The organism is Ferrovibrio sp., from assembly GCF_019636075.1.
Lineage (GTDB): Bacteria > Pseudomonadota > Alphaproteobacteria > Ferrovibrionales > Ferrovibrionaceae > Ferrovibrio.
In genome coordinates this window covers 1-22,481 of the sequence record NZ_JAHBYG010000058.1, presented here as the reverse complement: position 1 = coordinate 22,481, position 22,481 = coordinate 1, and the positions used below count along the sequence as shown (strand labels likewise).

General features: G+C 62.6%; 25 protein-coding genes. 19 read left to right on the top strand and 6 right to left on the bottom strand.

Annotated features, from left to right (window positions below; genetic code table 11):
• The 3 genes from KF827_RS18085 to KF827_RS18075 form a co-directional block, all read right to left on the bottom strand.
• Positions 1 to 249, bottom strand: a 249-nt coding sequence (locus tag KF827_RS18085; RefSeq protein WP_291008473.1) for a type II toxin-antitoxin system RelE/ParE family toxin, incomplete at its 3' end; no start/stop codon positions are given.
• A complete protein-coding gene (locus tag KF827_RS18080) occupies positions 246 to 494 on the bottom strand; it encodes a type II toxin-antitoxin system ParD family antitoxin (RefSeq protein WP_291008470.1) in 249 nt (82 codons plus the stop codon). The genes KF827_RS18085 and KF827_RS18080, both read right to left, overlap by 4 nt.
• Before the next feature lie 56 nt (positions 495 to 550).
• Positions 551 to 1,642 (bottom strand): YeeE/YedE family protein, encoded by a 1,092-nt coding sequence (locus KF827_RS18075; RefSeq protein WP_291008467.1) that lies wholly within the window; start codon positions 1,640 to 1,642, stop codon positions 551 to 553.
• Positions 1,643 to 1,780: 138 nt separating this feature from the next.
• On the opposite strand from KF827_RS18075, the gene KF827_RS18070 reads away from it, so the two are divergent.
• From KF827_RS18070 to KF827_RS18055, 4 genes are all read left to right on the top strand, one after another.
• Positions 1,781 to 2,005 carry a sulfurtransferase TusA family protein gene (locus KF827_RS18070; RefSeq protein WP_291008464.1) on the top strand — a complete coding sequence of 75 codons (225 nt, stop codon included), beginning with the start codon at positions 1,781 to 1,783 and terminating at the stop codon, positions 2,003 to 2,005.
• A gap of 76 nt (positions 2,006 to 2,081) precedes the next feature.
• Positions 2,082 to 2,291: a hypothetical protein gene (locus KF827_RS18065; RefSeq protein WP_291008461.1), complete on the top strand. Its 210-nt coding sequence runs from the start codon at positions 2,082 to 2,084 to the stop codon at positions 2,289 to 2,291.
• Between the two features lie 4 nt (positions 2,292 to 2,295).
• Entirely contained in the window at positions 2,296 to 2,766 is a 471-nt protein-coding gene (locus tag KF827_RS18060; RefSeq protein ID WP_291008458.1) for an SPOR domain-containing protein, read from the top strand.
• Positions 2,767 to 2,924: 158 nt separating this feature from the next.
• Positions 2,925 to 3,827: a helix-turn-helix transcriptional regulator gene (locus tag KF827_RS18055; protein ID WP_291008455.1), complete on the top strand. Its 903-nt coding sequence runs from the start codon at positions 2,925 to 2,927 to the stop codon at positions 3,825 to 3,827.
• A gap of 16 nt (positions 3,828 to 3,843) precedes the next feature.
• Here the strand turns inward: KF827_RS18055 and KF827_RS18050 are convergent, their stop codons facing one another.
• From KF827_RS18050 to KF827_RS18040, 3 genes are all read right to left on the bottom strand, one after another.
• Positions 3,844 to 5,268: an FMN-binding glutamate synthase family protein gene (locus tag KF827_RS18050; RefSeq protein WP_291008452.1), complete on the bottom strand. Its 1,425-nt coding sequence runs from the start codon at positions 5,266 to 5,268 to the stop codon at positions 3,844 to 3,846.
• Between the two features lie 85 nt (positions 5,269 to 5,353).
• On the bottom strand, positions 5,354 to 6,184 hold the full coding sequence (locus tag KF827_RS18045) for an SAM-dependent methyltransferase (RefSeq protein WP_367273152.1): 831 nt from the start codon (positions 6,182 to 6,184) through the stop codon (positions 5,354 to 5,356).
• Positions 6,185 to 6,298: 114 nt separating this feature from the next.
• Positions 6,299 to 6,793 carry a hypothetical protein gene (locus KF827_RS18040; RefSeq protein ID WP_291008449.1) on the bottom strand — a complete coding sequence of 165 codons (495 nt, stop codon included), beginning with the start codon at positions 6,791 to 6,793 and terminating at the stop codon, positions 6,299 to 6,301.
• Positions 6,794 to 7,009: 216 nt separating this feature from the next.
• Here KF827_RS18040 and KF827_RS18035 point away from each other — a divergent pair, with 216 nt between their 5' ends.
• From KF827_RS18035 to KF827_RS17965, 15 genes are all read left to right on the top strand, one after another.
• Complete coding sequence (locus tag KF827_RS18035; protein WP_291008446.1) at positions 7,010 to 7,840, top strand: SDR family NAD(P)-dependent oxidoreductase; 831 nt, start codon at positions 7,010 to 7,012, stop codon at positions 7,838 to 7,840.
• 1 nt (position 7,841) lies between these two features.
• Positions 7,842 to 8,366 (top strand): MarR family transcriptional regulator, encoded by a 525-nt coding sequence (locus KF827_RS18030; RefSeq protein WP_291008443.1) that lies wholly within the window; start codon positions 7,842 to 7,844, stop codon positions 8,364 to 8,366.
• Positions 8,363 to 9,214: an enoyl-CoA hydratase family protein gene (locus tag KF827_RS18025; RefSeq protein ID WP_291008441.1), complete on the top strand. Its 852-nt coding sequence runs from the start codon at positions 8,363 to 8,365 to the stop codon at positions 9,212 to 9,214. The genes KF827_RS18030 and KF827_RS18025 overlap by 4 nt, the downstream gene beginning before the upstream one ends.
• Before the next feature lies 1 nt (position 9,215).
• The gene (locus KF827_RS18020; protein WP_291008438.1) at positions 9,216 to 10,397 is read left to right on the top strand and encodes an acyl-CoA dehydrogenase family protein; all 1,182 of its coding nucleotides are present in this window, start codon (positions 9,216 to 9,218) and stop codon (positions 10,395 to 10,397) included.
• A complete protein-coding gene (locus KF827_RS18015) occupies positions 10,394 to 11,854 on the top strand; it encodes an NADH:flavin oxidoreductase (protein ID WP_291008435.1) in 1,461 nt (486 codons plus the stop codon). The genes KF827_RS18020 and KF827_RS18015 overlap by 4 nt, the downstream gene beginning before the upstream one ends.
• Positions 11,847 to 13,490: an AMP-binding protein gene (locus tag KF827_RS18010; protein WP_291008433.1), complete on the top strand. Its 1,644-nt coding sequence runs from the start codon at positions 11,847 to 11,849 to the stop codon at positions 13,488 to 13,490. The genes KF827_RS18015 and KF827_RS18010 overlap by 8 nt, the downstream gene beginning before the upstream one ends.
• Positions 13,491 to 13,771: 281 nt before the next feature.
• Positions 13,772 to 14,980 (top strand): ABC transporter substrate-binding protein, encoded by a 1,209-nt coding sequence (locus KF827_RS18005; protein ID WP_291008430.1) that lies wholly within the window; start codon positions 13,772 to 13,774, stop codon positions 14,978 to 14,980.
• Positions 14,981 to 15,204: 224 nt separating this feature from the next.
• On the top strand, positions 15,205 to 15,870 hold the full coding sequence (locus KF827_RS18000; protein ID WP_291008427.1) for an OmpW family outer membrane protein: 666 nt from the start codon (positions 15,205 to 15,207) through the stop codon (positions 15,868 to 15,870).
• Positions 15,871 to 16,168: 298 nt separating this feature from the next.
• Complete coding sequence (locus tag KF827_RS17995) at positions 16,169 to 17,395, top strand: ABC transporter substrate-binding protein (RefSeq protein WP_291008424.1); 1,227 nt, start codon at positions 16,169 to 16,171, stop codon at positions 17,393 to 17,395.
• A gap of 50 nt (positions 17,396 to 17,445) precedes the next feature.
• The gene (locus KF827_RS17990; protein ID WP_291008421.1) at positions 17,446 to 18,366 is read left to right on the top strand and encodes a branched-chain amino acid ABC transporter permease; all 921 of its coding nucleotides are present in this window, start codon (positions 17,446 to 17,448) and stop codon (positions 18,364 to 18,366) included.
• 15 nt (positions 18,367 to 18,381) lie between these two features.
• Positions 18,382 to 19,500 carry a branched-chain amino acid ABC transporter permease gene (locus KF827_RS17985; protein WP_291008418.1) on the top strand — a complete coding sequence of 373 codons (1,119 nt, stop codon included), beginning with the start codon at positions 18,382 to 18,384 and terminating at the stop codon, positions 19,498 to 19,500.
• Positions 19,497 to 20,258, top strand: a complete 762-nt coding sequence (locus tag KF827_RS17980) for an ABC transporter ATP-binding protein (RefSeq protein ID WP_291008415.1) — start codon at positions 19,497 to 19,499, stop codon at positions 20,256 to 20,258. The genes KF827_RS17985 and KF827_RS17980 overlap by 4 nt, the downstream gene beginning before the upstream one ends.
• A 32-nt stretch (positions 20,259 to 20,290) precedes the next feature.
• Entirely contained in the window at positions 20,291 to 20,998 is a 708-nt protein-coding gene (locus KF827_RS17975) for an ABC transporter ATP-binding protein (protein ID WP_291008476.1), read from the top strand.
• Positions 20,999 to 21,093: 95 nt separating this feature from the next.
• Complete coding sequence (locus KF827_RS17970; protein ID WP_291008412.1) at positions 21,094 to 21,822, top strand: response regulator; 729 nt, start codon at positions 21,094 to 21,096, stop codon at positions 21,820 to 21,822.
• A partial coding sequence (locus tag KF827_RS17965) for a hypothetical protein (RefSeq protein WP_291008409.1) occupies positions 21,819 to 22,481 on the top strand: 663 nt, incomplete at its 3' end. The genes KF827_RS17970 and KF827_RS17965, both read left to right, overlap by 4 nt.

Sequence of the window (22,481 nt, the reverse complement as noted above, 5' to 3'; positions counted from 1 at the left end):
CAGGATACGGATATCCGCTTCGGTTTCGCGGTAATAAATAATATGTGCCCCGGCTGGAATGCTGCGCAATCCCGGCAAGAGGAAATCCCGCCTCGCGCCACTGGCGGGAAAGCGTTGCACCATGGCGAATTTTTCCTGCAGCAGCGCCATATAGGCATCCCGCTGCAAATCGCTCCAATTGTTTTCCGTATGGTGCTTGATATTGGCAAGGTCGGTGCGCGCCGAACGGCCGATCAGCAGCGGCTTCATAGGCGGGCGAAAAAATCCTGCAAGGCTGCGTCGCCGTTGATTGCCGTGGCATTGCCACTGGCGAAATCCGCATCGCCCTGGCGTAATGCCTGCCGCAGATGCTCAAGCTTCTGCCGTGCGGCCTCATCCATATCCTGCAGCAGATGTAGAGCATCGCTCAAAACCGCTTCGGCATCGGTATAGCGGCCGGTTTCAAGTTTTTCAGCGATGATCGCCTCGAGATCGGGTTTCAGGGAAATGCGCACAATATCCTCACGGATGGTCTTTTTATATCCTACACCCTAATCACGCGGGGCAAAAACTAAAACAGCGATTTCACCGCGCCGCGCAGAGTGCCATCCTCGAGATAGCGCAGCGCCAGCAGGCAGCCGGCGATGATACCGGCAAAGGCCAGCAGGCTGCCAAGCGCCAGGGTGGACAGCCCGGTGAGGCCCTGGCCGATGGTGCAGCCCAGGGCCAATACGCCGCCGGTTCCCATCAACGCGCCGCCCAGCAGGTGATGCTGCAAATCCTGGCGGCTGGCGAAGCTTTCGATACGGAAGCGGCCCTGTGCGCTGGCCATGAAGAATGCGCCGAGGACCACGCCGATCACGGTGGAAATGCCGAAGCTGAGCTTGGCGCCGGTGAAGGTCATCAGATAGATCAGGCTGTCGCCCACCGGCGCCACGAAGGTGATCGAGGCCAGCGGCGTGGGATCGAAATCATCATTGCCGAGTATGCCGGTGACCGCCCAGCCGGCCACCACCAGCAAACCCATGCCGATGCCACCGGCCAACAGATGCGGCCTGGCGCGGAAGCGTTTGTCGGCCAGCGTGAACAGCACCAGTCCGCCGCCCAGCAGCACAGCCAGAACCGGCCGCGTGCGCTCTGCCGGCAGACCCAGCAGGCCAAGCAGATCGGGTAGCCCCTGCCCGGCCGCACCCGCTGCCTTCAGATCGAGATTGAGCGCGGCTTCCAGGCCCAGCCGCACCGGCGCGAACAGGCCGCGCAAAGTCATGTAGGCAAACACGCCGAGTACCAGTAAGGCGACCAGGGATTTCAGGTTGCCGGCACCCAGCCGGGCCAGGCTGCGGCTGCCGCAACCGCCGGCCAGCGTCATGCCGAAGCCGAACAGCGCGCCGCCGATCAAGGCGCCCGCCCAACCGAAATTTGCGGTGCTGTAGATGGCGCCGCCAAGATCGATCAAACCGGCAATATGCAAAGCCTGGCTGCCCAGGATGGCCACGCCGATGGCCAGCAGCCAGGCCCGCAGCCGGCCGCTATCGCCCATCAGCACCCAGTCGCTGATCGCCCCCATGGTGCAGAAATCGGTGCGCTGCACCAGCGCGCCCAGCAACAGGCCCAAGCCCAGGGCAGACAGGTTTACCAGCACCGGGATCGAAAGCGCTTCCATCAATTTCTACTCCGGCCGGCTGGTGGATTTTGATTTCACGAAAGGGTGGCCATTATTATAGTAATGCCCCTAAATTAGTGAAGAACTACAGCGATTTCCTGCCGGAAAAGGCGGGCGAAGATGAATGGAGTTTGGGCCATGGGCCAGGTTTTGGACGTGCGTGGGCTGAGCTGCCCGCTGCCGCTGATGCGGACCCGCAAGGCGATGCAATCGCTGCCGGCGGGCGAGGCGCTGGAAGTGCAGGCCACCGATCCGGGCGCCGCCCGGGATATACCGGCTTTGTGCGAATCCAACGGCTACCGGCTGGAAAAGGCCGAGGAGAAGGACGGGGTGTTTCTGTTCACCATCCGTCAATCCGGTTGAAGCATAATCCCCCCGTCGGTTGGCGCGGCAGGCGGAATCCTCTAGCTTGTCGCTTAGACGCAACAGGATGCGCGCTATGGGTAAATTGACGGCCAGTGATATTGCTCCCGGCCAAAGATTCGAGCAACGCCAAGGGTTTATTTGGCGCGTTACACGCCTGATCCAGTTTCCGGGCGAAGACGTGGTGCATGTGCAATTGGTGAATGAGCGCGATGCCAGCAGCACCAAGACCGTTTCGGTGAATGCGCTGCTAGACCGCAACATGTTCAAACTCACCGAGAAATAAGGCCATGGCCGGTCTCCCGCGATCAGGCCATCTGCATCGCGCGGCCTGCCTTGCCGGTTTGGCTGCCTTGCTGGCGGGATGCGGCATGCTGGCTGGGGAAGATACCCCGCCGCCCCTGACAAAGCCGGTTGCGATTGCCATGCCGGCCCCTGCTATGCCCGCTGTCCAGGAAGCCAAGCCCGAACCGGTGAAGGTGGAAGCCGTGGAGCCGCCGCCGCCGCAGGCCCGCTTCGCCGGCCATGTGGCCAGCTACCGCAGCCTGGCGGAAGCGGAAAAAGCCTGGCCGATCCTGGCCAAAGACAAGCCGATCGCCGGTGGCCTGCCACCCCGCTTTGTGGATGTGGACCTGGGCGGTCAGCGCGGCAAAACCGTGCGGGTGCTGCTGGGCGGTTTCCCCGAACGCGACGGCGCGCGGGAATTCTGCCGGGAATTGCGTAAAGAAGGGTTGTTCTGCGCTCCGCATGCGCTGCCCTGACCGATACCCGCAAACTGGTACACAAACAAAAAACCGCGAAAAATACGTTCTCTTGCAATAGAACGCAGACTTACCTATCTTGTGTTGCATGAAACCGTCAGGCTGATCTGGTACAAACTAGTTCAACCTACGGATAAATGCGGGGCCCAGGCACGGGTATGGATAAGGCAGTCGTTCAGGAAACCCTGAAGCTGATCGGCGTGGTGGAAAGCCAGAGCCGGGAGCTTATGGATTCCCGCAACAACGCCAGCCCCTATTTCCAGGATTACAAACGCTTCGTCGAGAAGATCGAACATTTCTATGTGTTCGTGGATCTCGTGGAAGGCCGCATCCCGGAATTCGACGCCGGCAAGCGCGAACCGCTGCGCAAACACCTGTCGAAAATCCGCTGGAAGGTGATCATCCTGGAGTTGGACACCACCCGCGTCTACATGGTGCAGATCACCCAATCGGGCCGCAAACTGCCGCTGGGCGCACGGGAATTCCTGCAGCGCCGGCTCGACCGGTTGAGCGAAATCGCCACCTATTACGACCGCTTCGGCGACGAGCATGAACTTGCACCGCCCGCCGACATGCTGCTGCGTGCGGTGGAGGAATTGCTGCGCGTCGGCATCGAGCAGGCGCCGAAGCTGGATGAATTCAGCGCCGCAATGGCTGGCGCCGGCCTGCCCTCGTCTGGCCGCTCGGCCACGCCTGAAGCGCCCAGCCGCATCCGACGCCTGGGCATTTCGGTGGATGGCATGAAGGCAGCGCTGCCGGCCACGCCGCTGGGCCAGCAACGCGGCATGAGCAACAGCATGGCGCCGCCGCCGTTGCCGGAAAAGATCAAGGTGAAGGAAAGCTGGGGCCGTTTCTACGTGGAAAAAGGCACCATGGTTGCCGTCACCCAGGCCTGCAAGGTCGCCTCGATCTCGCTGGACCAGCTTGCCGAACGCATCGGCGTGAGCCGCGTGGCACTGAGCCTGATGCTGAACGGCCAGGACGCCATGAATCGCCAGACCATGGAACGCCTGCAAGGGTTCATGGGCGAACAGGCCAAGCGCCTGCGTCCGCGGGACTGACCGCACTCTCCCTTACCTACAACGACAGCGAACCGCCCTGCACGCGCACATGATGCGCCTTCAATTCGCGCACGCTTTTGCAGCCGCAGGCATGGGCGATGGCTTCCACATCATGCAGCACGGCCTTGGCGTAATTGGCCACGCGCACGCTTTTCTTGGAGGGATCGAGGCCACGCATGAAGCGCGGTTCGTTGGATGTGACGCCAGTGGGGCAATGGCCGGTATTGCATTTCATCGCCTGGATGCAGCCCAGCGCAAACATGTAGCCGCGTGCCGAGACGACGAAATCGGCACCCTGGCACAAGGCCCAGGCCACTTTATCCGGCGTCAGCAGCTTGCCGGAAGCGATGATGCGGATGCGATTGCGCAAACCATATTGCCGGCGCTTCTCGGCCAGCAGAGGCAAAGCCTGCACGATGGATTGGCCCACATAATCGGCGAGCGGCGCGGGTGCGGCGCCGGTGCCGCCTTCGGCGCCATCGAGCTGGATGAAATCCGGCGCCTGGATCGGATTATGCTGCAGGTAATCGAACAACTGATCGATGAAGCTGTCGTCGCCCAGCGCCATCTTGATGCCGACCGGCTTGCCGGTGACCTTGCGCACGCGGCCGATGAAAGCAACCAGCGAAGACACATCGGTGATCTCGCGGTGCCGGCTGGGCGAGATGGAAGGTTTGTTGGCGGGGATATGGCGGATGCCGGCAATCTCCTCGTTCACCTTGGCTGCCGGCAGAATGCCGCCGCGCCCCGGCTTGGCGCCCTGGCTGAGCTTGATGCAAAACATCTTCACCTGCGGGATCGCCGCCATCGCCGCCAGCTTGGCATCATCGAGATTGCCATCGTCGTCGCGCACGCCGTATTTGGCCGTGCCGATCTGGAATACCACGTCGCAGCCGCCCTTCAGGTGATAGGGCGAGAGGCCGCCTTCGCCGGTATCGAGCCAGATACCGGCGAGCGCCGCGCCTTCCGAAAGCGCGGTGACCGCCGCCGACGACAGCGCGCCGTAAGACATGCCGGAGATATTGAAAAAGCTTTTCGGCTTGTAGGGCTGTTGCACGATGCCGCGGCCGATCCATTTGCCGGTATAGGGTTCGGCCTCGTCGTCATTCACCGGAAAGGCCGAATGCAGGAAATAGATATGGCCCTGCTGCTGCGCATCCACTTCGCTGCCGAACGCCACGTAGTTCGACACCGCCTTGGCCGAGCGATACACCCAGGCCCGGGTGAGCCGGTTGAAGGGCCGCTCTTCCCAATCGGCGGTGAACCAGTATTGGCGAAAATATTCGCCGAGATTCTCCATGATGTAACGGAAGCGGCCATAGATCGGGAAATTGCGGCGGATCGCATGATCGCGCTGAATCCAGCGATCATAGATGTAATACCAACCCATGGTGCCGCCGGCACCGGCAACGATGATGAACGCCAATCCCCACCAGATCATTCACGCCTCCCCCACCCGAAAACATGTAAAGTATAGGCAACAGGTAAAGGAATTCCGCAAAGAATTTATTACCGTCGGATATGCGCTACCGCAGCGCAACAGAGCCGGCGGCGGACCAGAACCAGGTCAGTTCATGTTTGTTGTGATGCAGGTGCAGCAGCCGCGCGCCGGGAATGGCGGCGAAGGCACGGGCGGTTTCGTGGTCGGTCTCGCCCTGGAATTTCACCGTACAGAGCATCCGGGCCGCCTTGCCTGCCGCGATCCAGCGCTGCACCAGCGCCAACAGCCGCGCCGGATAGCAGATCACATCGGAGAACAGCCAATCCACCGCCGGCTCGTTGCGCGGATCCAGCGCGAAGGCGCTGCCCTGGCGCCAGACGACGCCCGGCATAGCCGCCACATTGGGTGCCAACGGCGCTTTGTCGATGGCATCCACCTGCGCCCCCAGGCTGGCGATAACCCAGGTCCAGCCGCCCGGACATGCGCCAAGATCGAGACATTTCTGGCCCGGTTGCGGCATCTCGCCCAGGCGCGTGAGCGCTTCCCACAGCTTGAGGTAGGCGCGACTGGGTGGATCGTTGCGATTTTCAACGAAACCATATTCGCCATTGGGCCGCGCGCTGTCGCAGCGGGCGGCATAAAGCAGCCGATCCGGCGCCAGCAACGTGAAGGATCCCATCGGGGCCGGCGGCAGCGGCGTGCCGAAAACCAGCGGCTTGGCCGAAACATGGGGCAGCTTTTCCTGGATCAGGCTGGCGCGGCGATGATGCAGCGGCGCATAGGCGGCCCAGTTGCGCTGCTCTGCCTTCAGCAGATTGGCTGCTTCGGCAATCGAGGCGATTTCGGCTTCGCGCGGATCGTGCCAGGTATTGGCGGCCCAGGCGGCATTTACCGCCGGCTCAGGGCTGAGAAACAAACGGCCATGCTCCGCCGCCACTAGCGAACCGAGTTCGGCACGCAGATCGGCCTCGCAACCTTCAGCCGCCAGATAGGCGGCCCGATAGCTGGGATTCTGAGAAATGGTACGCCTTCAGCGCCGCGCCGGCTGCGGCCCGACATTGCGGGTCGCCGGCACCACCGAAGGGCCACCACCGGCTGCGGGCGACACCGTGAGTTCTACCCGCGAGCCATATAGCGAAGCGGCGTTGACCAGGATGGAGGCAACGCGATCACCCTGGGCCGACATATAGGTGAGATGGCTGATCTCGGAACGCACCACGGATACTTCCACCCAACCGTGATTGAGCATCTCGCGGCGGATGAAATCGAACATGTCGTTGGCCGACGAGTTGATCGAGTAGGACAACCGGCCGATCCAGCGCTCGCCCTCGCCCAGAATGATGGTACGGTTGGTATCGAGGCTGTAGCCCTCGGGCAAGGCAATGCCGGAAATCTGCGGCGGAGCGGAACGCGACGACGAGTCAGGCGCCTTGGTGTTGCCGCCGCCCAATTGGGCGCTCTGGCACCCAGCCAGCGCGAGGACGGAAAGGGCTAAGACTGCAACAAGGCTGGCCGGGCGGTTCATCGGCTATTTCCTGCTCCCTGATCTGCGAATCGGTGTTTTGAAACTTACCACAAAGACAGCGGTATTCCGACCCGCTTTTCACCCACACGCTGTTTGGGTTCGCTGCGATGCAATCAAGGGGAAGATTTGTTTTCTTGCCGAGGCCCGGAAATTATTTTAGACTTAAAATAATTTCAGCCCTCTTCCCTGTCAAAAAAGCAGCCCCGGAGCAAACCTGTGCCGCTTTCCAGCCCGCCGCTTTTGCCGACCGATCCGCAGCATTTCGCAGGCCGCCATGTATTGGTGACCGGGGCTTCGCGCGGCATCGGCTGGGCGGTGGCCAAGGCCTTTGCCGCCGCCGGCGCCACCCTTAGCCTGGTGGGCCGCGATGCCGCCAGCCTGCAACAGCGGGCCGCCGAGATCACCGGCCCACAGAACAGCGCCACCCTACAGAATAGTGTAAGGGCTTTTGCCGCCGATGTGGCGGATGAAGCAGCCATCGGCAAAGCCATCAACGATGCCCAGGCCGCCCAGGGGCCGCTGGATATTCTGGTGAACAATGCCGGCTTCGGCGCCAGCAAGCCGTTTGCCAAGATGGATACCGGCCATTGGCGCGAAATGCTGAACGTGAATCTGGATGGGGTGTTTTTCGCTACCCGCGCCGCCATTCCCGGCCTGCTGAGCCGCCCGCAGGCGCGCGTGATCACCATCGCCTCCACGGCCGGGCTTACCGGCTATGGCTATGTGGCCGCCTATTGCGCCGCCAAGCATGGCGCGGTGGGCCTGATGCGTGCCCTGGCCCGCGAATACGCCAAGCGCGACATCACCTTCAACGCGGTCTGCCCCGGCTATGTGGATACCGAGATGACCGAGACCAGCATCCGCACCATCGTGGAAAAGACCGGCCGCAGCCGCGAGCAGGCGCTGGCCGAACTCACTGCCGGCAATCCGCAGGGCCGGCTGGTGAAACCCGAGGAAGTGGCAGCCACGGTTTTGTGGCTGGCCATGCCGGCGGCTGGCGCGGTGACCGGCCAGGCGATTGCCGTGGCCGGCGGCGAGGTGATGTGACATGAGCGACGCCCAGCGAACCGCAGCCGAACCCAGCGACCGCGAAACCGCCACCCATCGCGGCGACAAGCTGGAATTGCGGCTGTGGCTGCGGCTGCTCACCTGCTCCAGCCTGATCGAACGCGAAATCCGCAACGCATTGCGGCAGAATTTCGATACCACCCTGCCCCGCTTCGATCTGCTGGCCCAACTCGACCGCGCGCCCGATGGACTGACCATGGGCGAGCTTTCGGGCCGCATGATGGTTTCGGCAGGCAATATCACCGGCCTTACCGACCGATTGGTGGAAGAAGGCCTGGTGAAGCGTACGCCATCGGAGCATGACCGGCGCTCGTCGCGCGTGCGCCTCACGCCGGAAGGCAAGCGCGCCTTCGATGCCATCACGCCGATCCATGAACATTGGCTGGAATCCATGATGGGCGATCTCAGCCGCGAGGAAATGCGCGCGTTGATGACCCTGCTGGCGAAATTGAAGAACTCGGCGCGCAGCCATGCGCCCGACAATAACCCGGGAGAAAACGAATGAGCGTTGTCGATACCATTGCCGCTGCCATCGATGCCGGCAGCTACCAGCCGCAGCATTTCCTGTGGAGCCAGAGCGGCAAGGTCGCCACCGTTACGCTGAACCGCCCGGAGCGCAAGAATCCCCTCACCTTCGATTCCTATGGCGAATTGCGCGACACCTTCTATGCGCTGGCCCGCAGCAAGAGCGTGAAGACCGTGGTGGTGACCGGCGCCGGCGGCAATTTCTGCTCGGGCGGCGATGTGCATGAGATTATCGGACCGCTGGTGAAAATGCAGGAAACCGGCGACATGCCCGGCCTGCTGGCCTTCACCCGCATGACCGGCGATCTGGTGAAGGCGATGCGCCATTGCCCGCAGCCGATCGTGGCCGCCGTGGACGGCATTTGCGCCGGCGCCGGCGCGATCATCGCCATGGCATCCGATCTGCGCATCGGCACGGTGCGCACCAAGACTGCATTTCTGTTCGTGCGCGTGGGCCTGGCCGGCGCCGATATGGGCGCCTGCAACATCCTGCCGCGCATCATCGGATCTGGCCGCGCCGCCGAACTGCTTTATACCGGCCGCAGCTTCTCGGGCGAGGAAGGCGAACGCTGGGGCTTTTTCAATCGCCTGGCGGAAGCCGAGGCGGTGCTGACCGAGGCTCAGGCGCTGGCCGCCGAACTGGCCGATGGCCCCACCTTCGCCCATGGCATCACCAAGGATTGCCTGCACCGCGAATGGAGCATGGATATCGATTCCGCCATCGAGGCCGAAGCCCAGGCGCAGGCGATCTGCATGCAGACCAAGGATTACGGCCGCGCCTATCGCGCCTTCGCCGCCAAGCAGAAGCCGGTTTTCGAGGGCGATTGAGATGGCCGACCGCAGCTATCTCACCTGGCCATTCTTCGATCCGGCGCATCGCAAGCTGCAGGCCGAGCTATCGGCCTGGGCCAAGCAGCATGCCAGCCATCATGATGAACACGAGGATATCGACGCGCTCTGCAAAGGCTTCGTGCAGCAACTCGGCCAGGCCGGCTTCCTGCGCCTGACCGTGCCCGCCGATGGCGGCGGATTGCATGACAGGCTGGATGTGCGCTCGCTGTGCATCGCGCGCGAAACGCTGGCCTATCATCATGGCCTGGCGGATTTCAGTTTCGTGATGCAGGGCCTGGGCTCCGGCCCGATCTCGCTGTTCGGCACGCCCGAGCAGAAACAGCGCTGGCTGCCTGCCGTGGCCGAAGGCAAACGCATCGCCGCGCTGGCGATGTCTGAAGCCGATGCCGGATCGGATGTGGCGAATATCTCTACGGTGGCGACAGCCGATGGCAATGGGTTTACGCTGAACGGCGAAAAGACCTGGATCAGCAATGGCGGCATCGCCGACCAATACACCGTGATCGCGCGGCTGGGCGATCAGCCGGGCGCCAAGGGCCTTGCCGTATTCGTGGTGGATGCCAAAACCCCGGGCTTCAGCGTGGCCGAACGCATCGACGTGACGGCACCGCATCCGCTGGGCCGGCTGCGGTTCGAGAATTGCCGCATCCCCGGCGACCAGTTGATCGGCAAGCCCGGCGAAGGCTTCAAGATCGCCATGAGCAACCTGGATGTATTCCGCTCCACCGTTGGTGCGGCGGCGCTGGGTTTTGCGCGGCGTGCATTGGACGAGGCGCTGGCCCGGGTGCGCGAGCGCAAGGTGTTCGGCAAGGCGCTGGCGGAGTATCAACTCACCCAGGCCCGCATCGCCGACATGGCCACCGAGATCGACGCCGCCGCCCTGCTGATCTATCGCTCGGCCTGGACCAAGGATCAGGGCGCCGCGCGGGTTACCCGCGAAGCCTCGATGGCCAAGATGTATGCCACCGAGATGGCGCAGCGCGTGGTGGATGGCGCCGTGCAGCTCTGGGGCGGCTTGGGCGTGAAGCGCGGCAATATGGTGGAAAGCCTCTACCGCGAAGTGCGTGCGCTGCGCATCTACGAAGGCACCACCGAAATCAACAAGCTGGTTATCGCCGGCCAGACCATGGCCGCTTATGAAGGAGATGCTGCCCCATGAAGCTTCTCGAGCCGCTGAACGTGAATGGCATGGTGCTGCCCAATCGTGTGGCCGTACCGGCAATGGTGACGCGGCTCTCGGGCGAGGATGGCTTCGTCAACGACGACATCATCGACCGCTATGTGCGCTATGCCCAAGGCCATGTCGGCCTGATCGTGGTGGAAGCCACAGCAGTGCATGGCAACAAGTCGGGCCCATTGCTGCGGCTTTCGTCGGACGAATTCATCGACGGCCATCGCCGCCTGACTCAGCGCGTGCATGATACGTCCGACAGCAAGGTGGTGCCGCAGATCATCCATTTCCTGAAAGTGGCCCGCAATGGCTGGCGCCAGACCATCGACAGTTTAAGCGAAGAGGATATCGAGAGTATCATCCGCCAGTTCGGCGAAGCCGCCGCCCGGGCCCGCGCCGCCGGCTATGATGGCGTGGAACTGCATTCGGCCCATGCCTATACGCTGTCTTCCTTCCTGTCGCGCCGCAATCCGCGCCGCGATGGCTATGACGGACGCACGCTGGAAGGCCGGCTGGCGATGTTCGGCCGGGTGATGGAAAGCGTGCGCCGCCATGTGGGCAAGGATTGGGCCGTGGGCGTGCGCTTCCTGGCCGAGGAAGCCATCAAGGAAGGCTATACCGTGGAGGATGCCAAGCGCATCGCGCTGCGCATGGCCGATCTGGGCGTGGATTACATCTCGCTCAGCGTGGGCGGCAAATTCGAGGATGCCGTGCACCGCGAGGGCCAGCCGCTGTATCCCTATACCGGCTATTCCGGCGACCGCTGCATGCCGGGCGACTGGTATCCGGCCATGCCGCATGCCCATCTGCCTGCCGCCATCAAGCAATATATCAATGCCAAGGGCTTTTCCGTGCCGGTATTCAGCGTCGGCAAGATCAGCGACCCGGTGGATGCCGAACGCCTGCTGCAGGAAGGCAAGGCCGATATCATCGGCATGGCGCGGCAATTGCTGGCCGATCCGGACTGGGTGCGCAAGGTAGAAGAAAGCCGCACCGACCGCATCGTGCGCTGCATCTATTGCAATGTGTGCAAGCAGCTGGACGAGAAATTCAAGGAAGTGAACTGCTTCCTGTGGCCCAAGAATGCCCGCCAGGCCCCGCCCGACGATGCCGGCGGCGAGGCCCCGCATTGGCCCGATGGCGATGCCGGCCTGAAGCTGGAAACCGAGCGCGGCCGCATCAAGCTGGCCTGGAAGGCCGCCCTGCCCGGCACCGCCGCAGTGACCGGGTATAATGTCTACCGGATCGAAGCCGAGGATGACCCGGTGATCGTGGAAGCCGGCAAGACCACCAAATACACCGATGCCAATGTGTTGGGCGGCCTGCGCTACGGCTATTTCGTGCGTGCCCATGACGCCCAGGGCCGCGCCTCGCCGCCCAGCGCGGTGATGCATCTCGATATGCCCTTGCCCGACCTGGTTGCCAGCGAGGCCAGCCATGCATGACTTCGAGCCTTCCGCGCATCTAGATTCGTTTCCGCGCGACCATCTGCCGCCGTTCGAGCAATGGCCGCCGATGAATCTGCAATGCCTGCCGGAGATCGCCAATTATCCGCGCCGCATGAATTGCGCCCGCGAATTGCTGGACAAGCAGGCGGCGATCTATGGCGACAAGCCGGTGATCTATTACGGCGACGAGGTCTGGAGCTGGAACCGGCTGCTGGAAACCGCCAACCGCATCGCCCATGTGCTGGTGGACGATCTGGGCGTGGTGCCGGGCAACCGCGTGCTGCTGCGCGCGCCGAACAATCCGATGTATGTGGCCTGCTGGTTCGCGGTGATGAAGGTGGGCGCGGTGGCTGTGGCCACCATGCCGCTCTATCGCTGGCGCGAACTCACCTACATGACAGACAAGGCCGAGATCAAGGTGGCCTTGTGCGACTGGCGGCTGCGCGAGGAGATGGAAACCACGCTGAAGGAATCGCAATGCCTGGAGCGCAGCCTGTATTTCTATTCGCCCGAAGGCCAGTCGCTGGAAAGCCTGATGGCCGGCAAGCCGGCGGAGTTCGAGACTTGCGACACCGCCTGGGATGATGTGTGTCTGATCGCCTTCACCTCCGGCACCACCGGGCCTGCCAAGGGCTGCATGCATTTCCATCGCGATGTGATGATGATCTGCGATACCTTCAACCGCTATGTGTTGAAGCCGGGGCCGGACGACATCTTCACCGGCAGCCCGCCATTGGCCTTCACCTTCGGGCTCGGCGCGCTGGTGGCGTTTCCCATGCATGGCGGCAGCGCCACCTTGCTGGTGGAGCAATACACGCCCGACACCATGCTGCGCAGCATCGAGAAATACGGCGTCACCATCCTGTTCACCGCGCCCACCGCCTATCGCGCCATGACCGGGCTGCTGGCTAAGGGCGGCTACGATATCGGCTCGTTGCGGCAATGCGTGTCGGCGGGCGAAACCCTGCCGCTGCCGGTCTGGCAGGGCTGGGCGGATGCCACCGGCATCAAGATCATCGACGGCCTGGGCTCCACCGAGATGCTGCATATCTTCATTACCTCAAAAGGCGACGGCATCCGCCCCGGCGCCACCGGCAAGCCGATCCCGGGCTATGAGGCCTGCATCCTGGACGACGAAGGCAAGCCGGTGCCCGATGGCACAGTAGGCCGCCTCGCCGTGCGCGGCCCCACCGGCGTGCGCTATCTCGACAACCCCGAACGCCAGGCCGCCTATTCGGCTTACGGCTGGAACCTGACCGGGGATTCCTACCTGCGCGATGCCGATGGCTTCTACTGGTATCAGGCGCGCACCGACGACATGATCATCTCGGCCGGCTACAACATTTCCGGCCCCGAGGTGGAGGCCGTGCTGCTGCTGCATCCCGATGTATCGGAATGCGCCGTGGTGGCCGCCCCCGATGCCGAACGTGGCCATATCGTGAAGGCTTTCGTGGTGCTGCGCGACAAGGACAAGGCCGGCCCTGCCATGGCGAAAGCCTTGCAGGATTTCGTGAAAGCCGAGATCGCGCCTTACAAATATCCCCGCGCGGTGGAATTCCTCGATGTTCTGCCCCGCACCCAGACCGGCAAGGTGCAGCGCTTCGTGCTGCGGCAGAAGGGTGGCGAGGGCTAGACCCGAATTTGAGCCTGACACCGGCAAGCGGCAGCATGTAAAATATTTCTTGCTCCGCCCCATTCATGAATTATACTGCCTATCGTGATGTTTCCGAGGGTGGCGGAGACGTGGCCTCAGACCGGGCGAACCGGCTGGCCGCAGGCTTTGCTCTACTTTTTGAGATATCGCCAGCCCATGCTGAGCCGGGTAGACTCCCGGCGTGGCCATGGCTTGCTGGGCCGGGATGTAAAAACAAGCAAAGCGCCGGCACGAGCCGGAGCATGCAGGGAGAGAACGCGATGAAGATCACCACGATGCTGCGCCGGACTACGGCGCTGGTTTTGGCCGCGCTGCCGCTGGCCGCCATGCCCCTCTTGGCGCAGGATGCCGCCGCCCAGGCCGCCAAGAAGATCAAGATCGGTTTCGTCACCACCCTCTCGGGCCCCAATGCCGCCTATGGTCAGGACATGAAGCAATCCTTCGACCTGGCGCTGGAGCATCTGGGCAAGAAGATGGGCGGCATCCCGGTGGAAGTCGTCTACGAAGACGATGAACAGAAGCCGGAAGTGGGCAAGCAGAAGACCGAAAAGCTGTTGCAGCGCGACAAGGTGGATTTCGTTGCCGGCTATATCTGGTCCAACGTGCTGCTGGCTTCCTACAAGCCGGTGGTGGACAGCAACACCTTCCTGATCAGCGCCAATGCCGGCCCCTCGCAATTGGCTGGCGAGCAATGCAACCCGTATTTCTTCTCGGCCTCCTGGCAGAATGACCAGAACACCATGGCGATGGGCGAATTGCTGAATCAGAAGGGCGCCAAGAAGCTCTATCTGGTGGCGCCCAATTATGCCGCTGGCCAGGATATGGTGAATGGCGTGAAATCCATGTTCAAGGGCGAAGTGGTGGGCCAGGACATGACCAAATGGCCCGACCAGTTGGACTTCTCAGCCGAGATTTCCAAGATCCGCGCCGCCAAGCCCGATGCGGTTTTTGTGTTCTTCCCCAGCCGCTGGGGCGTGCAGTTCTACACCCAGTATGCCCAGGCCGGCCTGAAGAAGGATATCCCGCTTTATTCCGCCTACACGGTGGACGCGGTTACGCTTAAACTGCAGAAGGATCTGGCGCTGGATACCTTCCTCACCCTGTGGTGGGCGCCCGACCTGCCCTATGCCGCCAATCAGAAATTCGTCGCCGACTTCAAGAAGAAGCATGGCCAGACGCCCACCTTCTATGGCGCCCAGAGCTATGATGCGGCCAACCTGATCGCATCGGCGGTGACCGCCACCAAGGGCAACCTGAAGGACAAGAATGCGGTGCGCGCCGCACTGAAGGCGGCCAAGTTCGATTCCGTGCGTGGCCCGATCAAGTTCGGCAACAACCATTTCCCGATCCACAACATCTACCAGCAGGAAGTCTACAAGGTATCTGACAGCGAATACGATATCCGCACCGTCAGCACCGTGTTGAAGGATTTCCAGGATCCCTATGCATCGAAATGCGCGATGAAATAAGCAATATCGACGAAGCGATGTGATACGCCCCGCCGGCCTGGTTCGACCCGATTTGACCGAACCAGACCGGCGGGGTTGCTTTTTCCGCCACTCCGCAAAAAAAGCGCCCGGTTTGATCTCGATCAAAGTGGCCGCGCCCTTAAGCACCATTATGGCCCTGCGTGTTCCTCCCCGGATGCGCAGTGCAATGGTCGCCGTAGCGACCGTAAGTAATGGAGCGCAATATGCCCAAGGGCAAACTTATCGCAGCCGCTGCTGGCGCCTTTCTGCTGCTGGCCGGGATCGCCGCAACCGAAGCCGCAGCACAGCAACAGCAGCAGGGCAAATCCGCCGGCGACATCATGCTGCGCGGTCGCCTGATCGGCGTGATACCGGATGAGGATTCGACCGTCACCGTGATCGGCGGCAAGGTGGATGCCAGCAACACCTGGACCGCCGAAGCCGATGTTTCCTACTTCTTCACCGACAATATCGCCGCCGAGTTGATCGCAGCCACCACCAAGCACAAGATGGCGGTGAATGGCAGCACGGCTGGCAATGTCGGCCTGGGCGATGTGTGGCTGCTGCCGCCTACCCTGACGCTGCAATATCACTTCCAGCCCAAGGCGGCTTTCAGCCCCTATGTCGGCCTCGGCGCCACCTATGCGATCTTCTACAACGAGAAGGTCGGCTCCGGCTTGCGCAGCGTGGATTACGACAATGCCTGGGGCGTGGCCCTGCAGGCCGGTTTCGATTACGCGCTGGGCAACAGCTGGTATCTCAACGCCGATGTGAAGAAGATCTTCCTGAACACCGACGTGACGGTGCGTACCAATGCCGGCGCCACCATCAATGCCGATGTAGACCTCAATCCCTGGGTGATCGGCCTGGGCGTGGGCTACAAGTTCTAAGCTTCTATCTTTCGAAAAGGCTGTCGGCGGTGTCACCCCGCCGCCGGGGGCCCGAAAGCCTCTGCCGCAAGGCAGAGGCTTTTTTTTGGCTCGTTTTTTGGGCAAGCTGAATGCGTTGCAATCAGTCCGGGCCTGCGATTGCAGGAAAATTACTTCAGGCTTAAAATAAATTTTGCAGGGAGAGACTTCGGCAGGGCAATATGCCTTATCCGACCGGGGCGGAGGACAAACGTCGCCCTGCCCGCCGGACGAGACTATCATGGCCGATCTTGGCCACCCTTGCAGGAGAATCGTGACAATGCCTTCAGCCCGCACAGCCCCCGTCACCACCGCCATATCGCGCCGCGTCTCCATGCTGCTGGGCGCCGCCCTGCTGGCCAGCCCGCTGGCTTTGGCCGCCATGGATGCCGCTGCCCAGCCGGCGAAAAAGGTCAAGATCGGTTTCGTCACCACGCTTTCCGGCCCCAATGCCGCCTATGGCCAGGATATGAAGAATGCCGTGGAACTGGCACTCGACCACCTGGGCAGGAAGATGGGCGGCATCCCGGTGGAAGTCGTCTACGAAGACGATGAACAGAAGCCGGAAGTGGGCAAGCAGAAGACCGAAAAGCTGTTGCAGCGCGACAAGGTGGATTTCGTTGCCGGCTATATCTGGTCCAACGTGCTGCTGGCTTCCTACAAGCCGGTGGTGGACAGCAACACCTTCCTGATCAGCGCCAATGCCGGCCCCTCGCAATTGGCTGGCGAGCAATGCAGCCCGTATTTCTTCGCTGCATCCTGGCAGAATGATCAGCCGCATATGGGCGTTGGCGAGTTGCTGAACCAAAAGGGTGCCAAGCGCGCCTATCTGGTGGCGCCCAATTATGCCGCCGGCCAGGATGGCGTGAATGGCGTGAAAACGCTGTTCAAGGGCGAAGTGGTTGGCCAGGACATGACCAAATGGCCCGACCAGCTCGACTTCTCGGCCGAGATTTCCAAGATCCGCGCCGCCAAGCCGGATGGCGTGTATGTGTTCTTCCCGGGCCGCTGGGGCGTGCAGTTCCTCACCCAGTATGCGCAGGCCGGCCTGAAGAAGGATATCCCGCTCTACTCCGCCTTCACGGTAGATGCCGTCACGCTTAAATTGCAGAAGGATGTGGCGCTGGATACCTATCTGGCCATGACCTGGGGCCCCGACCTGCCCTTTGCCGCCAACCAGAAATTCGTGGATGGCTTCAAGAAGAAACATGGCGACACGCCCACCTTCTATGCCTCGCAGAGCTATGATGCCATCAACCTGATCGCATCGGGCGTTGCCGCAACCAAGGGCAACCTCAAGGACAAGGCGGCCATGCGCAAGGCGCTGGAGGCGGCCAAGTTCGATTCGGTGCGTGGTCCGTTCAAGTTCGGCAACAACCACTTCCCGATCAGCAATATCTATCAGCAGGAAGTCTACAAGACCGCCGATGGCGGCTACGACCTGCGCACCATCAACACCGTGCTGACCGCGCATCAGGATCTGCATGCGCCGAAGTGCAAGATGTAACCCTATCGGTGTATGATATCGCGCCCATCACGTAACGAGTCACAGCCCCGATGACCCTGTTGATCTTCGAACAATTCCTCAACGGCCTGCAGATCGGCTTGTTGCTGTTCCTGTTAGCCGCCGGCCTCACGCTGGTGTTCGGAATCATGGATATGGTCAATCTGGCGCATGGCTCGCTCTACATGATGGGCGCGTATTTCGCCGCCGTTTTCGTGCAATGGACCGATAGTTTCGTATTGGGTGCGATCCTGGCGCTGCCGGCCGGCATGCTGCTGGGCGTGGCCACCGAATACGTGGCGCTGCGCAGCCTGTATGCCCGCGACCACCTGGATCAGGTGCTGGCCACCTTCGGCCTGATCCTGTTTTTCAACGAACTGGCGCGGCTGATCTTCGGCGCCGGCGGCATGGCGATCGAACTGCCCGCGCTGCTGGCCGGCCAGATCGAAATTCTGCCCGGCCTGCCCTATCCCACCTATCGCTTCGCCATCATCGCCGCCGGATTGCTTTGCGCCGGCTTCCTGTTTCTGCTGGTGCAGAAAACCCGGCTGGGCATGCTGATCCGCGCCGGCGCTTCCAACCGCGAGATGGTGGGCGCGCTGGGGGTGGATATCAAATTGCTGTTCACCCTGGTATTCGGCCTGGGCTCGGCGCTGGCCGCATTGGCCGGCCTGATGGCTGGCCCGATCTCCACCGTGCAGATCGGCATGGGCGACAACGTGCTGATCCTGTGTTTCGTGGTGATCGTGATCGGCGGCCTGGGTTCGATCCGCGGCGCCTTCGTGGCGGCCGTGCTGGTGGGCGTGCTGGAAACCATGGGCCGCGCCTTCCTGCCCAATATCCTGGGCAGTTTTCTCAATCCATCCGAAGCCGGCACGCTGGCCCAGGCCTTATCATCGATGCTGGTTTATATCCTGATGGCCGGCGTGCTGGTGCTGCGCCCGGCCGGCCTGTTCCCCGCACCCGGTCGCTGAAGCGGAGCATTGCATATGTCGGTTCCGGCTTCGCTCCGTTCCTCCGTATCCACGGCTGTGGCCCTGCTGCTGCTGGCCGCCCTGGCCCTGGTGCCGCTGGCCGCCGAGGTATTCGAAGATCCCTTCCTGCTCACGCTGTTCACCCGCATCGTGATCCTGGCGCTGGCCGCGGTCAGCCTGAACCTGATCCTGGGCTATGGCGGGCTGGTCAGCTTCGGCCATGCCGCCTTTATCGGCGTGGGCGGCTACAGCATCGGCATCCTGGCCAAGCATGGAATGTATGCCGCCTGGATCCAGTGGCCGGTGGCATTGCTGATGTCGGCGTTGTTTTCGCTGTTGATCGGCCTGCTGTCGCTGCGCACGCGCGGCATCTTCTTCATCATGATCACCCTGGCGCTGTCGCAGCTGGTGTATTACCTGGCCAACGGCGCCTATGCCTATGGCGGCGACGATGGCCTCACCATCCTGAAGCGCACCGATTTCGGCGGGCTGATCAATCTCTCGCATCGGCCGAGCTTTTATTACCTGTGCTGGGCGTTGCTGGTGCTCAGCCTCTTCCTCACCCACCGGCTGGTGAATTCGCGGTTCGGCATGGTGCTGCGCGGTGCCAAGAGCAATGATCGCCGCATGGCCGCCATCGGCTTTCCGGTACTGCGCTATCGCCTCACCGCCTTCGTGATTGCCGGCACGGTTTGCGGCCTGGCCGGTGCGTTGCTGGCCACCCATACCGATTTCATCAGCCCGGCGATGATCCACTGGACCCGCTCGGGCGACATGATCGTGATGGTGGTGCTGGGCGGCATGGGCAGCCTGTTCGGGCCGCTGTTCGGCGCCGTAAGCTTCCTGGCGCTGGAGGAAATCCTGTCCAGCTATACCGAATATTGGAAACTGGTATTCGGCCCGCTGCTGGTGCTGGTGGTGCTGTTCGCGCGCGGCGGCATCGATGGTGCGCTGGGCCGTGGCCATGGCGGCATCCTGCTCGGCATCATCGGCGGCTTTTTCCTGCTGCATGGCGTGCATCTGGTTTATGGCGACGACTGGGCGATCCCTGGCGCGCTGCTGCTGGGCTGCGTTGCCCTGGTGGGCCTGGTGCATTGGCTACGGCGACATGCGAAAAGCGGAGACAAGCCATGAGCGGCCAGCCTGTATTGCGCGTGCGCGAATTGGTGAAGCGTTTCGGCGGCCTGCTGGCCACCGATTCCGTTTCGCTGGATATCCTGCCTGGCGAAGTGCATGCCATCATCGGCCCCAACGGCGCCGGCAAAACCACGCTGATCGGCCAGTTGATCGGCGAATTGAAACCCGATGCCGGCAGCGTGGAATTCCTCGGCCGCGACATCACCGCCCTGCCCGTGCATGCGCGCTCGCATCTCGGCCTGGCGCGTTCGTTCCAGATCACGTCGATCTTCCTGGATTTCACCGCGCTGGAGAATGTGGTGCTGGCGGTGCAGGCCCATGATGGGCATTCCTTCCGCTTCTGGCAGAAGGCGATGGACGATGCCGCCCTGCTGCAGCCGGCCCGCGCCGCGCTGGAGCAAGTGGGCCTGGGCCATCGCGCCGATATTCCCGCCAATGCGCTCAGCCATGGCGAACACCGCCAACTGGAACTGGCCATGGCGCTGGCCACCAAACCGCAATTGCTGCTGCTGGACGAACCGATGGCCGGCATGGGCCCGGAGGATTCCGCCCGCATGGTGGAGATGTTGCGTGGCCTGAAAGGCAAGGTTTCGATCCTGCTGATCGAACATGACATGGAAGCGGTGTTCGCCCTCGCCGACCGCATCACCGTGCTGGTTTACGGCCGCGCCATCGCCACCGACACGCCCGACGCGATCCGCCGCAATCCGCAGGTGCGCCAGGCCTATCTGGGCGAGGAGGCCCCAGTAGCATGAATCCCGGTATGAACCGCGCTATAAGCAGCCTTCTGCTGGATGTGAGCGGCATCGACACCTTCTATGGCCGCAGCCAGGTGCTGTTCGGCATGGAATTGCGCGTGAATGCCGGCGAAGTGGTGACGCTGATGGGCCGCAACGGCATGGGCAAGACCACCACGATCCGCTCAATCATGGGCCTCACGCCGGCCGCCACAGGCAGCATCCGCTTCCGCGATGCCGAAATCCGCGGCCTGGCCGCCTATCGCGTGGCCAAGCTGGGCGTAGGCCTGGTGCCTGAGGGGCGCCAGATATTCCCCAATCTTAGCGTGCGGGAAAACCTGGTTGCCACCGCCGCAAATAGGCGCGGCGAAACCGGCGATAATGGCTGGACCTACGAACGCGTGGTGAAGCTTTTCCCCCGCCTGGCAGAACGCGCCGGCAATATGGGCAACCAGCTTTCCGGCGGCGAGCAGCAGATGCTGGCGGTGGGCCGCGCACTGATGACCAATCCGCATCTGCTGATCCTGGATGAAGCCACCGAAGGCCTGGCACCGCTGATCCGCCAGGAAATCTGGAATTGCCTGGAACAATTGAAGCAGGCCGGCCAGTCGATCCTGATCGTGGACAAGAATGTGGATGCCCTCACCAAGCTGGCCGACCGGCATTACGTGATCGAAAAAGGCCGGGTGGTCTGGCAGGGAAATTCCGCCGAACTGGCCGGTTCCGCCGATATCCAGCACCGCTATCTAGGGGTGTAGACGCAGCCTACTGCAATATTCTGTTACCAAAATTATTACAGTTTGCCCCGATTGTGGATTGCAGGACCGGCGAGGCAGCGGGATAAACTGCCGCCATGACAACCCGCCGCCCCCATATCCTGATCGTAGACGACGATCGCGAAATCCGCGCCCTGCTCACCCGCTTCCTGACCGAGCAGGATTTCCGCGTGGGCACCGCCACGGATGGCCCCAGCATGATGGCCGCACTGAAGGCGCATCGCTTCGATGCCATCGTGCTGGATGTTATGTTGCCCGGCGAGGATGGCATGAGCCTGTGCCGCCGCCTGCGCCAGGAACTGGCCATCCCGATCATCATGCTCACCGCCCGCTCGGAAGAAGCCGACCGCATCGTGGGCCTGGAACTCGGCGCCGACGATTACATTGTGAAGCCGTTCAGCCCGCGTGAACTGGTGGCCCGGTTGCGCGCGGTTCTGCGCCGCACCGCCAACGCCATCGACGCCGATCGCACGCGGGCGCAATTCTATGCTTTCGCCGGCTGGACCCTGGATATCGGCAAACGCCTGCTGCGGTCTGCCGACGACAGCATCGTGGCGCTCACCTCGGGTGAATTCGACCTGCTGCTGGCTTTCGTGGAACATTCGGGCCAGACGCTGAGCCGGGAACAATTGCTGGATTTCACCCGGGGCCGCTCGCCCGGGCTGTTCGACCGCAGCATCGATGTGCAGGTGAGCCGCCTGCGCCGCAAAATCGAGCGCGACCCCAACATGCCTGATCTGATCAAGACCGTGCGCAGCGGCGGCTATCTGTTCGCCACCGAGGTGAAGGAACTTACCACGGCATGAAAACGCCGCTGTTTGGCCGGGGCGGCCATCTCGGCTGGCGGCTGGCGCTGATCATCCTGCTCGGGATCGTCAGCACCCAGGTTGCCACCATCATCCTGATCTCGCTGGCCCGGCCCACCGAGTTCCTGCTCTATCGGCAAGACGACATCGTGCGCGAATTGCAGCGGCGCTGGCCCGATCTGCTGCAACAGAAATCCGATGAGCAGAAGGCCGGCGATCTGCTGCTGATCGAGCGGCTGGCCAGGCCCATGCGCCCTTTGCCGCAACCGCAATCCGATGCAGAGCGCGCGCCCGGTTCGCCAGGCGGCATGATGCACCGCGATTTCCAGCGCCGGCTGCGCATCGGTCTGCCGCAATTGAGCGATGCCGATATCGTGATGCGCCCGCCGCCACCGCCGGGCTGGCTTCCGCTGGAGCCGCTGCGCGGCCGGCCGCGCCCCGTGGTGATGGGCCTGGGCGGGCCCGAACCATCGCAAAGCGGCATGCAACCCGGCCTGCCGCCTGGGCCGCCGCCCAATGATCTGATCCCGGCGAATTTCGCCATCGATCTGCGGTTGCCGAATGGCGAATGGGTGGCGGTACGTTCCAAACATGGCGAAGCCACTGGCGGCATGGGGCCGCGTTGGTTGCTGGTTACGGTGTGGCTGCTGGTGATGGCT

What these genes read in the sequence shown, in the direction of transcription:
- KF827_RS18075 (WP_291008467.1), bottom strand. Translation starts at nt 1,642, where the DNA reads ATGGAAGCGCTTTCGATCCCGGTGCTGGTAAACCTGTCTGCCCTGGGC.
- KF827_RS18070 (WP_291008464.1), top strand. Translation starts at nt 1,781, where the DNA reads ATGGGCCAGGTTTTGGACGTGCGTGGGCTGAGCTGCCCGCTGCCGCTG.
- KF827_RS18065 (WP_291008461.1), top strand. Translation starts at nt 2,082, where the DNA reads ATGGGTAAATTGACGGCCAGTGATATTGCTCCCGGCCAAAGATTCGAG.
- KF827_RS18060 (WP_291008458.1), top strand. Translation starts at nt 2,296, where the DNA reads ATGGCCGGTCTCCCGCGATCAGGCCATCTGCATCGCGCGGCCTGCCTT.
- KF827_RS18055 (WP_291008455.1), top strand. Translation starts at nt 2,925, where the DNA reads ATGGATAAGGCAGTCGTTCAGGAAACCCTGAAGCTGATCGGCGTGGTG.
- KF827_RS18050 (WP_291008452.1), bottom strand. Translation starts at nt 5,268, where the DNA reads ATGATCTGGTGGGGATTGGCGTTCATCATCGTTGCCGGTGCCGGCGGC.
- KF827_RS18040 (WP_291008449.1), bottom strand. Translation starts at nt 6,793, where the DNA reads ATGAACCGCCCGGCCAGCCTTGTTGCAGTCTTAGCCCTTTCCGTCCTC.
- KF827_RS18030 (WP_291008443.1), top strand. Translation starts at nt 7,842, where the DNA reads ATGAGCGACGCCCAGCGAACCGCAGCCGAACCCAGCGACCGCGAAACC.
- KF827_RS18025 (WP_291008441.1), top strand. Translation starts at nt 8,363, where the DNA reads ATGAGCGTTGTCGATACCATTGCCGCTGCCATCGATGCCGGCAGCTAC.
- KF827_RS18020 (WP_291008438.1), top strand. Translation starts at nt 9,216, where the DNA reads ATGGCCGACCGCAGCTATCTCACCTGGCCATTCTTCGATCCGGCGCAT.
- KF827_RS18015 (WP_291008435.1), top strand. Translation starts at nt 10,394, where the DNA reads ATGAAGCTTCTCGAGCCGCTGAACGTGAATGGCATGGTGCTGCCCAAT.
- KF827_RS18010 (WP_291008433.1), top strand. Translation starts at nt 11,847, where the DNA reads ATGCATGACTTCGAGCCTTCCGCGCATCTAGATTCGTTTCCGCGCGAC.
- KF827_RS18005 (WP_291008430.1), top strand. Translation starts at nt 13,772, where the DNA reads ATGAAGATCACCACGATGCTGCGCCGGACTACGGCGCTGGTTTTGGCC.
- KF827_RS18000 (WP_291008427.1), top strand. Translation starts at nt 15,205, where the DNA reads ATGCCCAAGGGCAAACTTATCGCAGCCGCTGCTGGCGCCTTTCTGCTG.
- KF827_RS17995 (WP_291008424.1), top strand. Translation starts at nt 16,169, where the DNA reads ATGCCTTCAGCCCGCACAGCCCCCGTCACCACCGCCATATCGCGCCGC.
- KF827_RS17990 (WP_291008421.1), top strand. Translation starts at nt 17,446, where the DNA reads ATGACCCTGTTGATCTTCGAACAATTCCTCAACGGCCTGCAGATCGGC.
- KF827_RS17985 (WP_291008418.1), top strand. Translation starts at nt 18,382, where the DNA reads ATGTCGGTTCCGGCTTCGCTCCGTTCCTCCGTATCCACGGCTGTGGCC.
- KF827_RS17980 (WP_291008415.1), top strand. Translation starts at nt 19,497, where the DNA reads ATGAGCGGCCAGCCTGTATTGCGCGTGCGCGAATTGGTGAAGCGTTTC.
- KF827_RS17970 (WP_291008412.1), top strand. Translation starts at nt 21,094, where the DNA reads ATGACAACCCGCCGCCCCCATATCCTGATCGTAGACGACGATCGCGAA.